The following is a 12,603-nucleotide window of genomic DNA, read 5'->3' on the forward strand; positions in this document are numbered from 1 at the left end:
GCCTTTGATAACTAAAAATTCTTTTGTTTTTCAGTTGACATACTACCGCAGGTCTTAAGAGAACAGTCTACGCAACTGTTCTCTTTCCTTTTTTAACAAATATAACAGGACAAGCATAGTTAACTATCCTACGATCGATTGCATTGCAACAGTCTCAACGTTTCCTCAACAATTTCTCAATATTTTTCATGGACAATAGCACACTTCCTCACCGTTATTAATATCTTAATATTAAATACTGAAAGGAGGTGCTAAAAAATGACTTGGTTCATTATTTTAGGATTTATGCTTATTTTAAGTATAGGCAACTTTTATACACATAGTATTCATATCATTTTCAAAATAGATTCAGATACAAAAGCTATGCCAAATTGGTCTTTCGTTAATAAAATAAACTTTCAAACATTTAAAGAATTGATAAAAAGACCAAAGAAGAATAAACTCAACAGCCTTACAATAGGAGAACTGTTTATTCCTTTAAGTATATTTAATAAATTATTTGGCAAAACATTAATTTTTCTAATCCTATTCTTCTATTCTCAATTCTTAAACTAAATATAATATGAGATGAGTAAAAGAATAGCAGTCGCCAACCATAACAAACAACAGACCGCCTATTACAGACGGTCTGTTTTAAAACAAATTGACTATATCAACAGAATAAGGACACTTTAAATATTCATTATATTCTTATTATTAATGAAAAAAATGGTAGTAATAAGTGCATTAGCATATAGCACGAATAGTTTACATGCACCTCAACAATCTTCTAATGGTGGAAATACACCAGCACCAACAATTCCTAGTGTCTCTGTAGAAGTATCTATTAATTAATGTAATATATTTTTCTCAGTTATAAAATCAGAAAATTCAACTTTTTATAAAAATGTTGAATACACTGGATAGAATATTGAACCCTTAGTCCGAAACAAATTTATTTCGGACTATTCACGTTACTATAATTGTACGTAGAATGATAGACTAAAACTTCCACTTAGTCTTGTTCTGTAATTTCTTCTCATTTTGAAGTAAGGCCTTTAACTTTTTTAAATAATCGATTTCCATACGTAAGCATTCATTTTCATCTTTTAATGTCTCTATCCCCCCTTCAATAGTTGCATTATTTAACTTTGATCTTGTCTTTTCCATAACTGCCCACCTTTCTTCTTTTTATATGAGAATTCCACGCCTTTTAAATCATATATTTCCCTTTACCTACTAACTATTCCAATAAATTCTTTAACACAAGCAATTCATTTATTTCATTTGTTTTTATTTTATTTCTCAGAATTTCAAATATATCTTTTGAAAAACCCCTGGTATTCCATTCATATTTATCTCTCCTAAATAAATCGTAATACACATTATACCCAACAAATTTATAAGCTTTAATCTTATTTTTAACAAAACCTTCATAATTTTAAATAGACATAACACTTCATGCTGTCAATTCCCCCTATATTAATAAATATGAAACTTCTAATTTATTTGACATTTCAATGACTTATGACAGGAAAATATATACATTTAATTAAACCTAATGTATCTTTGGTTTGTAAGTCTTAGTTAGTTGGCCAACTTTTAATACAATTTAATAATTACAAATAAGGGGGATTTAAAAATGAATCAAGTATTAAGGAAAAGTAAGAAAAAAATGATGTATCTAGTCGGTTCACTTCTAATTTCTCTATCAATGTTTTCAACTACAAGTTTTGCAGCTACAGAAGGTGCTGTAAAAAGTGTTACAAATAGTAATTATACTGGAATTGCAGCTGATATAAACCTACCAAAATCAGTTGTTGTTAAGGATGGATATGTGAATTGGTATTTAGGTATTGGAGCATCTAAAGTTGAAGGTGGTATTTCAAAAACACCAAGTGGATATAAAGTATTTCTTAATTCAGGATATAATGAATCAGGTCAAAACAATAAGTATTGGAACACACAATATGATACATCAATTAAAGATAGTGATCGAGTAAACCTTAAAATAATTAATAACGGCAATGGTACGGTTACTATGTATGTAAATGGAATCCCTAGATATACAAATCAGCCTGTATATGGCTCATTTTCTCAATACGAACCAGTAAAAATGGTTCAGGGCGTTGAAGATACTGGACGTAATTCTTTTAGCCAAGCTAGCTTTTCAAACGTACTTCTAAGAGAAGATACATCTGGATCTATCTACAAGAGTTGGAACAGTTCTATTTCTTCCACATTTTCTAAACATGGTACTTATAGTAACAATTTCACAGTTTATTCTCAAGTACCATTAAGCGCAAGTTTACGCTAAGGTTGCTCTTGTATACGAATGATGTTCTAAAAAAAGGTAGCTGTACTTTTTAATCTGTACCCTTTGTAAAGGACATTTTGAAAAAAGTTAGGCAACATCAAGAAGATGGTTTCTGTATCCAACAGGAGTCATCTTTTTTAAATTCCATTGATATCTATAATGATTATAATACGTCATATATTTCTTAATCTCTTGTTTCAATTCATTAAAGGACACGCAAGGTTTTATATGAGCTTCATCTTTCAGATGACCAAAAAATGATTCTTGTGGGGCGTTATCCCAACAGTTTCCTCTTCTTGACATGGATTGTCCTAGGTTTAGCTTTTTAACTAGCTTTTGATAGGTAGGGCTTGTGTAGTGGGATCCTTGATCTGAATGAATATAAGCACCTTCAGTCAATCGAATCCGCGGATTCCTTTTTAGTTTATGGAGATTTGTCGTTACGAGCTCTAATGTCATCTGTTCTGAAACATGGTAAGCTAAAATTTCATTAGTTGAGCCGTCTAAAATTGTAGATAAATAGGCCCTTTGATTCTTACCGTAAACTAAATAGGTGATATCTGTAAGAAGTGTTTTCCCTGGGGTATTTTGTTTAAATTCCCGATTTAATTGATTCGGTACTATTCGATGTTCTTTTGTAGCTTTAAGCATTCTTTTATAAGGATTCGCTTTGCGAACCGGACAGATAATCTCGTATTTCTTCATAATTCTACGGATACGCTTTAAATTGTAGACAACTTGAAACTGACCCGCCAATGTCATCTTTATCTGACGAGCCCCTTTGTTTCTATTTCTAAATCGAAGTGCTTTTAATATGGTTTCCTTCAAGATTTCATCTCGATCACTCTTTTGTTTCCGTTGTTCTTGAGATGAAACTGAAAAGTAATTATAGTATCCCGAACGGGATACACCAGCTACTTTACACAAATGACTGACCATATTCCTTAAGTTGTATTTCATGATGACAGAACGAATCAAGATGAATTTCTGACTAGGTGGTAGTGTTATTTCCTTCTCATCCTCCCTTCCATAAGTTTGATTTTTTTTAGCAATTCGTTTTCCGCCTTTAGTAAGTTTCGTTCGGCTTCTAAACGGGCATACTTTTCTTCTAACGTAAGCTCTCTCTCAAGAGTTCTTCCAGCGCTTTCGATACGTGTATCCCTTAAACCCAATACACCATTTTTTCTATAAGCAGCACGCCATCTACTTCCCGATGACATAACTCGTTTCATTCCAATCATATCTATATCAAAACCACATTCTTCAAAAATATTTCGAGGTAGCTTTCCTTTTTCATTTTCCTCAATAAAAATATGCTTAAATTCCTCTGTATAAGTGATACCTTTCTGACTTACAGATTTTACGTATAGGTTATTTGATAGAATTTGAATTTCTCTTTCTGTAAATAGTTTTTTTGTCATTTTCAACATTCTCCGATCCCAATTTTCCTTTTATTATACAAGAAATACCCTATAGAATAGACTTTTTTCAAGTGTCTATTCTATAGGGTACATTTTATTTTGTACAGCTACCTTTTTCATATGGTGAATTTTTAATAGATATTCTATCAGCCATAAGTTACATTCTTCATATTTGAGCTTCTTTGAATTCAATAATACTTAATCAGCTTGTCTTATTACTTCACTTAACGTAACGAGATTCATCTTATAGCAACTACAACACGCTTTATTATTAATAATACTACTCTTCTTATTTTAACTTTAATTCCATTGCCTTGATTTTTTAATAATAAATATACAACTTAGTAATGATAATAGATATACAATAAGAATAATATACAACTGTTTTGGTTCAATGCTATCGATATAAAGACTCATAATTGGATATGACCAAGGAAACAGTATCCAATAGTTTGTATGAGAGATAAAAAAACTACCCAGTCCACCTATAACCCCTACTAATAATGAAAGTAACGGGATTTTATAAAATATTATATTTATTAAAAAATGTAGATTCACAATAGTTAAAGAGCTAATCACCATAAAAAGTATAGAAAAAATTAACCTTTGATAAACAGTCCCAAGATTATCAGCCGTTAATACTATAGGTATACTAGTTATGACTAAAGCACATATTAAATAACCAAAGGTAATCATTAAGCAAAACAAAAACTTATTACTTAATATAGTTTTTAAAGTGATTCCATGATAAATAGCAGACATATATCCTTTTCTTCTGAATTCGTTTACAAAAGAAAATGACACTAATAGACCTATTGCAATAGGTAAAAATAATCTACAAAAAAGACTTAGAATCGCTATATGCATGAAAACGCCATCTTTTGATTGAGATGATACAGTTAGAAAGATTTGAAAACTAATTGGTATCAACAGAAATACTAGTAACAGGATATACAATCCATTATGAAGACTTTTTTTATATTCACCTAATATACCCACTTATTTCACCCTTTATTATTCATATGTATAATATTTAAAACTCACAGCTAATAACATAATTCCTAAAATATAGATTGAAGAACTTGCAAGATATATTAAAATAGTTGTTTCTTTCATCATTACATCACTTACTATATTCAATGCATAAAATATTGGAAATGTCTTTGTGAATACTACAGGAAATAATCCATAAGTTACGCTAAAAAAAATCCAAATAACTGACAAGGACGCCGCAAGAATTCCCTTTTTTATAATTAAATGAAAAAGCAATTGAGAATATGGTATTGCTAAAGATAAAATGGTACAAAGTAACAACATTTTTAAAAAATACAGTATAGATATTTCATATCCATTTATAAAAATATAGACACCCATAACTGAAAAATTTAAAATATTAAAGATTAAATAAAACAGTATAAACAATAAATTTTTAGCTACCAATAACTTGAATTTTGAAATGGGTTTTGTATAAATAATAGCCCAAGTACCATATTTATTTTCAGAAGAAATGATAAAATACCACATACAAGCAGAAAAAATGCTTAATGTTAGTGTATTAAAGTTTACTGTAATTGCTATAAGATTGGTAGATTGAAACATATCGGGATTATTCTTGTTAAAAATAAAATAACTTATACACAAAAAGCTTGATAATAATGAAAAAAACAAAGAAAATAACAATAATTTTCTCCCACCAATTTTCCTCATCTCACTATTCACACTTTTAAAGATAAATTGCATTATGATAGTAACTCCTTTTGTTTAGTTAAAGATAAAAATACTTCCTCTAATGTTAGCTTTTTAGGGCTAACTTCAAAAATATCTATATCATTTTCAATTAATATTCTGGTTAAATTAGGAACACTATTTTGATCTATCATTAGTTTGAATACCCCTTCTTTTTCTATGCTATAAGGTATATCCTTTGTATTTAAAATCCTTTCTGTGGCAGTAGTGTCATTAACATGAACAATATATTCTCTAGAAGTAATAATACTGTTTAAATTCCCTTCATAGAGTAAGTTACCCTTATGTAGTAATGCTATGTGATCTGCTATCATTTCAATTTCAGCTAAATTATGACTAGAAATAAATATTGTCTTCCCCTCATTTTTTACTAAATGAAGTAATAAGCGCCTTATCTCGTGTACTCCCTCTGGGTCTAATCCATTTGTCGGCTCATCAAGAATTAGTATTTTAGGATCATTAAGAATAGCAAAGGAAATACCTAGCCTTTGTTTCATTCCTAAAGAAAAATCTTTCACTTTTTTATCTTTTGCTTTATATATTCCTGTAATTTTTAATACTCTGTCTATTTCATCTAAAGGCTTATTAATCATTTTTTGTACATAGGCTAAATTTTCATATGCTGTCAAATTAGGATAGTAGGTAGGTGAATCAATAAAACAACCCACATTTTCAAATAATTCTTCTTTCCAATCTTTGATATCTTTATTATTAAATAATATCGTTCCTTTATCTAATGGAATTAATCCTAATAGCATTCGCATTGTTGTTGTTTTTCCTGCACCATTTGGTCCAATAAAAGCATATAAACTTCCTTCAGGAACAGATAAGTTTAAATCCCTTACAATGGATTGATTGTCAAAAGACTTTGTTAAATTTTTAGTTTGGATTGCTAATTTCATTTTGTTCCTCACTTTCTTATTCTCAAATAAAAGTAAGTATCTATTAAATTCTTGATCTATTAGATATTCTATTTACCCTTTACCTAATGTTTGCAATTTGGATTTAGAAAATATTTCTCGTTGTTTTAATTTTTTATCAGTAAGTTCATAAACTCTATCTACACGCTCTAAAATATTTTCATCATGAGTGATAATAATCTTAGTGGATGGTATGGCAAATATATTTTCAATAACAGCATTTGCCGTTTCCCTATCTAAATGGTTAGTTGGTTCATCCAAAATAAGAATCGGATATTCTTTCATGAACAATCGTAACATAGCCAACCTTTGTCTTTGGCCACCGGAGAAATTTGTTCCTCCCTCTGAGATTAAAATATCATTTATACTTTGAAATTGAATATAATTACTCAGATTCAATTTATCAATAGACTCCTGGATTTTTGAAGGATCATAATTTATATCAAAGTAAGATAAATTCTCAGATAAACTTCCTCTAAATAAAACTCCATCCTGAGTCATTAGTCCTACATTTTTTCTTAGTTCCTCACTGTTCCAATCTTTAATATCTCTATCGTCTATTAATATATTACCCTTATCGGGAGTATGCAATTTTAATAATAAGTTAGCTAAAGTGGACTTACCACTGCCACTTTCTCCAACAATAGCAATACTTTCGTTATTTTTAATGTTCAAACTTAAGTTTTCTATTATTTTTTTGTCATCAAAACTAAACGAAATATTATTAAATTGAATCGATCCTCTAAGAATGTTTACTTTAGTATCCGATCCATCTTTTTCTAGTTCCTCTTCCAAGATATCTAAAGTTCTTAATAAAAGTGGTTTAACTGAATTCCAATTTAAAATTGATCCTATAATTGTTGAAACCGGAGAAAATATAATACTAGATATAGCAATAAAGAAGAAAATATTACTTAAATCCCCTTCTCCTTTACTAAAATTATAAAATCCTACAGCAAGCATTATGATAATAAATATTGTTGATAGGGAACTATTAAATGATTCTAAAGCATTTTGTTTTAGCGCTCGTTTATGTACTGTATCTAAGTATTTATTATAATCTTTTTGCCATACAGATTTAATTCTAGAAAAAATCCCTGTAGCCTTTACATAATACATCGCTTTTAATGATTCATTAATTTTCCCTCTATGTTCTCCTAGGTAATACGTTTCGACTAAATTAGCATTATATATGAATTTCCCTAAGGAAATATTGATAAATAGGGAACTAGCAATAAAAAACATCAATATTAAAGTATAAAAAGTCTCAGTATATAATAGATACATCAATAATGGAATGATAACTACTATTGATATAATCATTTCAATTAGATCCTCTAAAATATATCCTCGTATTGATTCTAGGCTCATGATTCTTACATTTAAATCCCCTGCATGACGTGTAGTAATTTTTTCTATGGGGGTATTAAACATATGCTCAAAAACTTTTGTTGTACTTTTTCTATCAATTTCTTTCTGAAAGTTTACTTTTATAATAGAAGTTATAGATTTTATCCCTATAACAACGATTAAACTTCCCAAAATAATTAAAAGGTATCTTACATCCACTTCCTTTGAAGCATTCAAAATATCCATAAACTTTTTCAAAATAAAGGGGAAAGCAAGAATTGAGATTTGTGCTAACAATGCTAATAGTGCTAATAAAACAATCTGGCTAGGAGATACAAAATGATCAATATATCTAAGTAATATATGTTTTTCACGCCTTTTAGTATTTGGCTGTATATCTTTTTTGTTTTCTATTACTAGGATATAGTCACAGAACATTTCCTCAAAACTTCTTATATCAATTATCATCGGCCCTGCCTTAGGATCTACAATATAAAATTTATTTGCTTTAACCCTTTCAATAATTACAAAGTGATTAAAGCCCCAAAATGCTATCATCGGCTTTTGTATCCTTTGTAAATCAGTTATATTTTCTATCCTATATGCAGTTGCAGAAAGTCCATACGATTTACTAACTTTTTTAATATCCAACAAACTCCATGCCGATTTTTTATTGATAATTTTACTATTTCTAATTTCCGAAGCTTGTACTGCTGAACCATAATAATGCATAATCATTGCTAGACAACTAGGCCCACAATCAAAAGATGTCATTTGCGGTATAAATTTAATTTTCTTCCTTAACATATTTATCACCTATTCTAGGCATTAAAGTATAAAATGCTATTTAGTTTATTATCCTCTAACCTTTGTAAAAAATACAAAATACTTCCTAGCCCTGTAAATAATGCGATTTTATGAGGATTAAAATCTTCTATATCAAAATTATTCAAAAAGTTATTTGTTACTTTCATAACAATTTGTTTTTCATTGCGCTCGAGCATACCTCCATTTTCTAGCTCCAATAAAAAGTCTAGTTTCCCCATTAAACCATGACATAAACAATAATCACTATTTTCATGTAATGTACTTAAGATTTGTTTTTTAAAAAAAATTAAATCTGATTGTATATCCTCATTTTGATACGATTCTAAAATTTTAATTCTCGAGATTCCCATTCCACTAAATCCTTTACACCAGCTATCTGTATACTCATATTCACTCATACTCATTTTCTCACTTTTATGTATACCATGTATTACTCTATCGTACTTATTTGTTTTTAATATGCCTTTTAACTTATAAAATGCGAGAAGTTGTCCTGATAATCCATGAACAAACCCCTTTAATGAATCCTCTAAATTTAGAGTATCGTGAGCTTTCCAATATACAAATTCATTATGTGTTTGCATATTATTGACAATGTAGTCACCGAGATTTTCAGCCACTTTAAGCAATATTTTATAATTAGGATTAATTTGATAGAACTTAACTGCCGTTAAAATTAGACCAGCTGAACCCCCTAATATATCAAAATGCTTATCGCTATATTTACCTTTTTCAATATCAGAGTTGACATCCATAAATATTTGCAATATCAATCTTTCATCGATAGATGTTATATGTGGTAAATTTGTTAAATAGTAAGAAATAATTGCATTAACACCATTTACAAAACCATAATTATTTTTATTTTTGTTTAATATTTCTTGCAGGGCTTTTTGTTCAAGTTTATTTATAATTTCAATCTGATTAGGATCAGCATTATTTCTCAATAATGAACTTATTCCCAATAATCCATCATATATTCCACTATTCAAATGGTTTATCTCAAGCTCCCCTTGCCAATTTGTTTTTAATCCAATAAAATCTACAGCACCGTCTTTTGATATATAACTGCCATCAAGAATTTTCCCTGTAATTGCTTCCTTTATTTTATTTGTAGGTAAATTAGTTCGAAAATTAATTGTTTCCTTTACTGTATTCAGCTTATATAGATTGTCATTTTGATTAGAAAGGGATATTTCTATAATTTTTCTTTGTAATAAAAAGTCAGCATATGAAATTTTTTTAAATTTTGTTTCTAGATCTATTTCATTATTTGATAAACTTTCGCAAGACTCCCATTCATACTTATTAAAGAAATATGGAACATCATAGGATAATAGTGCCTCTATCTCTTTTTGAATAATATCTTTCCTAGTAGCCAAGTATATGTTTTTTTCAAGAATATTCCGCAAATATTTTATAGTCTTTAATTTATTCTCTAATAAATCCGGAACATTTAGTCTATCTAATAAAAGGGTATAGACTTTTGTATTTCGATATACTTTTCGATAATTCCATTTAGAAACACTATTTTTTAATATACACATATACTCCTCTTTGTTTTTTAAAACTGAGTTATATGCATTCTCAAAACCTTTAATAATATCATCTATATAATTATCATACTCGTATATATCATCGTTAAGAAACGGTAAATTCTGAACCGTATCTTCTACTATTGTCTCTTCTCTTATTTCAATTGGATTCGATGTAAATTCATTTTTTATTTTAATTGTTTTTACCAAAGACTTCATTACTCTCCCAATTGCACTGTAATCTCTTATTACCTCCCTACCTCCACTAAACCTTATAGGTAGCATTCTAGAATTTAATACTGAATTAGATAATATAAAACTACTGGTTTCTTCAGTAACACTTGGATTTAATGTACTTCCTAATGTCTCAAAATCAATTATGACTGGTGAGGATTGTTTAGCTATGATATTTTCATTATGTATGTCACTTCCATTAATCAAATACATTACCGAAAGCACTACACCTAAATTATAATAATAATCTTTAATTTGCTCATTAGATTCACATGATTCATGATTAATGTATTCCATATATCCATAATTTCTTTTATTAACTACTTGCGGAATAAAGATATCCGTATTTAAATCTTTATTCAGTTGATTAATTAAACTATGATATAGTATAGAATTTTTCAAATCGACTGGTTTTAAAATTACCTTATTATTAAATTTATCTTCTAAAAGAATTGTTCTCTTTCCATTATTATGGTAGTCACCTAGGTTAATAACTTTTTCTACATGCATAATATTAAAACCCGACATTTTATGAATTTCTTTTTGATCTTTTTCAAGAGCACCTTGCAACCAAATCATATAATTTATTTCATTTTCAATGATTGTAAAAATTTTTTCGTTTAATACGGGTAATATTTTAAAAAAATTCATATAAAATTTTTTAAAATGAAAGAAGTTCTTTGTAAAATACTTATATTCTTCATTGGTATCCATTCCTCTTAAAGCATTTTCTACCCTAAGTTTATTTATGTATACAATTAAGGATGGCCTTAATACTTGGTATAGTCTTTTTTCTAAATCAAACATTATCGATTCAGAAACCTTCTCAAAATTACCAAAAAAATCAATTTTATTTATTATCATATTTTTAAAGAATACTACATATGTTTGTATTATTTTTTGAAAGTTATAGTTTTCGTCATCCTTAATGACATCATTACATGAAAAACCCTCTAAAAAGATAACAAAATTTTTTTCTAGATATTCTTTTGTTACTAAAGAATGTGATCCATTATCTATTGTATTCAAAATTCCATGTGAATTATTTTTCATAATAACCTCTTCTTTTTATAGGTAGGAGAAACAGTTAGAAATTCATTCTCATTAAAGAGAGTAAGGCCTTTCGCCTTACTCTCTTTAACTATTAGTAGCATTTTTTACAAATTCTTTGTCCCATAATCGTGACACATGCTACAGGCACATTCCAAGGACAATCTTTAGTTAAAGTTTCAACCCAACCAGGTCCTGCTCCACCAACTAATTGTTCAATCTCTTCATCTTCTACGACTTGTAAATATTTTTCAGTTTCCATTTCAATACCTACCTTTTATTTTTTTGAAAATGATGTTATAAATTCAATAATTTACCACAACATTATCTAAAAACAATATACCATTAAATGTTAATAAAAAAAAATATATTTATAGAAAAATAAAATAATAGGATATTTAACTATATTAATATAATTAAAGGAGACTCACTTACTATATCATTAAAATTTAAAGGCTATTTTCCAAGTTAATATTTTTAAAATTTTATAAATTTATTAATAATCAATGCTGTTTAATAATTTAAATAATTCTTCTAATACCTGAATAACGATTAAGAATATTAATTAAACTTGTAAAAAATAGATTTTCAGAAGATATAGCTCAAGAATATTTTACCATAAAATAGGATAATCAATTCTTTTTTTAATAGTATAATGCTTCGTCAGAAAATTTTAATCATGAATTGCAAAAAGCATGTTAAAAATAAAAAGATGAAATTGCAAGTATATTCACTTCACAATCCCATCTCTTCTAAAAATTGTATATCATCAACTCTCTTGATCCTCGCAATTCTACCAAATTAATAGCAACACATTATGTAGATATAGGTTTATACTATTCTACATTTAAATACATGTAATATTGCCTATACTTTGTTATTTTCATGTGAAACTAATTCACTATATATCTCTTTCTCTATATTTTTCAAGAGAATTTCCAACCTATTTTTTGTAGCTAGATTAAAATGTGGATTTAATTCTTTTATTATAAATTCAAGTATCTCAAAGCTTATGTAATCTCCTAATTCAAGTGAATATTGATCACCCAAGAAAGTTTTTAATTTTTTAGAGATCTCCACTTTATCTTTTTTGGTAATATTTACCCCATCCGATAACAAACCTCTCTTAGATTAGTCTTAAATACTAATTCAAAAAGTTTTTATAACATAATAAAAATATTTTGGAATTAATATAAATCATATAATGAAATTTTTACAAATAA

12 protein-coding genes are annotated in these 12,603 nt (G+C 28.0%); 3 read left to right on the forward strand and 9 right to left on the reverse strand.

What is annotated here, in order from left to right:
• Positions 1–258: 258 nt before the first annotated feature.
• Entirely contained in the window at positions 259–555 is a 297-nt protein-coding gene (locus ACXKY9_RS31295) for a hypothetical protein (protein ID WP_000219740.1), read from the forward strand.
• Between the two features lie 153 nt (positions 556–708).
• Positions 709–834 carry a Phr family secreted Rap phosphatase inhibitor gene (locus ACXKY9_RS31300; RefSeq protein WP_087971388.1) on the forward strand — a complete coding sequence of 42 codons (126 nt, stop codon included), beginning with the start codon at positions 709–711 and terminating at the stop codon, positions 832–834.
• Positions 835–981: 147 nt separating this feature from the next.
• Here the strand turns inward: ACXKY9_RS31300 and ACXKY9_RS31305 are convergent, their stop codons facing one another.
• Positions 982–1,149: a hypothetical protein gene (locus ACXKY9_RS31305; RefSeq protein WP_000416175.1), complete on the reverse strand. Its 168-nt coding sequence runs from the start codon at positions 1,147–1,149 to the stop codon at positions 982–984.
• A gap of 472 nt (positions 1,150–1,621) precedes the next feature.
• Between ACXKY9_RS31305 and ACXKY9_RS31310 the strand changes: the two genes are divergently transcribed.
• Positions 1,622–2,296, forward strand: a complete 675-nt coding sequence (locus tag ACXKY9_RS31310; protein WP_016090591.1) for a hypothetical protein — start codon at positions 1,622–1,624, stop codon at positions 2,294–2,296.
• An 87-nt stretch (positions 2,297–2,383) separates the two neighbouring features.
• Here ACXKY9_RS31310 and ACXKY9_RS31315 read toward each other — a convergent pair.
• The 8 genes from ACXKY9_RS31315 to ACXKY9_RS31350 form a co-directional block, all read right to left on the reverse strand.
• Positions 2,384–3,726, reverse strand: a protein-coding gene (locus ACXKY9_RS31315) for an IS3 family transposase (protein ID WP_144406502.1) whose coding sequence is annotated in 2 segments (ribosomal slippage) — positions 2,384–3,345 and positions 3,345–3,726 — 1,344 coding nt in all. Because the reading frame shifts where the segments join, the coding sequence is not laid out codon by codon here.
• Between the two features lie 291 nt (positions 3,727–4,017).
• The gene (locus ACXKY9_RS31320) at positions 4,018–4,716 is read right to left on the reverse strand and encodes an ABC-2 family transporter permease (RefSeq protein WP_016090589.1); all 699 of its coding nucleotides are present in this window, start codon (positions 4,714–4,716) and stop codon (positions 4,018–4,020) included.
• A 15-nt stretch (positions 4,717–4,731) separates the two neighbouring features.
• Complete coding sequence (locus ACXKY9_RS31325) at positions 4,732–5,457, reverse strand: ABC transporter permease (RefSeq protein WP_016090588.1); 726 nt, start codon at positions 5,455–5,457, stop codon at positions 4,732–4,734.
• Complete coding sequence (locus tag ACXKY9_RS31330) at positions 5,457–6,365, reverse strand: ABC transporter ATP-binding protein (protein ID WP_016090587.1); 909 nt, start codon at positions 6,363–6,365, stop codon at positions 5,457–5,459. Before ACXKY9_RS31330 ends, ACXKY9_RS31325 begins: the two co-directional genes overlap by 1 nt.
• 72 nt (positions 6,366–6,437) lie before the next feature.
• The gene (locus ACXKY9_RS31335) at positions 6,438–8,540 is read right to left on the reverse strand and encodes a peptidase domain-containing ABC transporter (RefSeq protein WP_016090586.1); all 2,103 of its coding nucleotides are present in this window, start codon (positions 8,538–8,540) and stop codon (positions 6,438–6,440) included.
• A 14-nt stretch (positions 8,541–8,554) separates the two neighbouring features.
• Positions 8,555–11,383 carry a type 2 lanthipeptide synthetase LanM gene (lanM, locus tag ACXKY9_RS31340; protein ID WP_016090585.1) on the reverse strand — a complete coding sequence of 943 codons (2,829 nt, stop codon included), beginning with the start codon at positions 11,381–11,383 and terminating at the stop codon, positions 8,555–8,557.
• 91 nt (positions 11,384–11,474) lie between these two features.
• Entirely contained in the window at positions 11,475–11,642 is a 168-nt protein-coding gene (locus ACXKY9_RS31345) for a type A2 lanthipeptide (protein WP_016090584.1), read from the reverse strand.
• A gap of 605 nt (positions 11,643–12,247) precedes the next feature.
• Positions 12,248–12,499 carry a DUF2164 family protein gene (locus tag ACXKY9_RS31350; RefSeq protein ID WP_000947505.1) on the reverse strand — a complete coding sequence of 84 codons (252 nt, stop codon included), beginning with the start codon at positions 12,497–12,499 and terminating at the stop codon, positions 12,248–12,250.
• Positions 12,500–12,603: the final 104 nt, after the last annotated feature.

It is taken from the genome of Bacillus sp. 2175 (genome assembly GCF_057812155.1).

Excerpts from the sequence above, each read along its gene's own strand:
- ACXKY9_RS31295 (WP_000219740.1), top strand. The coding sequence starts at position 259 with ATGACTTGGTTCATTATTTTAGGATTTATGCTTATTTTAAGTATAGGC.
- ACXKY9_RS31300 (WP_087971388.1), top strand. The coding sequence starts at position 709 with ATGGTAGTAATAAGTGCATTAGCATATAGCACGAATAGTTTACATGCA.
- ACXKY9_RS31305 (WP_000416175.1), bottom strand. The coding sequence starts at position 1,149 with ATGGAAAAGACAAGATCAAAGTTAAATAATGCAACTATTGAAGGGGGG.
- ACXKY9_RS31310 (WP_016090591.1), top strand. The coding sequence starts at position 1,622 with ATGAATCAAGTATTAAGGAAAAGTAAGAAAAAAATGATGTATCTAGTC.
- ACXKY9_RS31325 (WP_016090588.1), bottom strand. The coding sequence starts at position 5,457 with ATGCAATTTATCTTTAAAAGTGTGAATAGTGAGATGAGGAAAATTGGT.
- ACXKY9_RS31330 (WP_016090587.1), bottom strand. The coding sequence starts at position 6,365 with ATGAAATTAGCAATCCAAACTAAAAATTTAACAAAGTCTTTTGACAAT.
- ACXKY9_RS31335 (WP_016090586.1), bottom strand. The coding sequence starts at position 8,540 with ATGTTAAGGAAGAAAATTAAATTTATACCGCAAATGACATCTTTTGAT.
- lanM (WP_016090585.1), bottom strand. The coding sequence starts at position 11,383 with ATGAAAAATAATTCACATGGAATTTTGAATACAATAGATAATGGATCA.
- ACXKY9_RS31345 (WP_016090584.1), bottom strand. The coding sequence starts at position 11,642 with ATGGAAACTGAAAAATATTTACAAGTCGTAGAAGATGAAGAGATTGAA.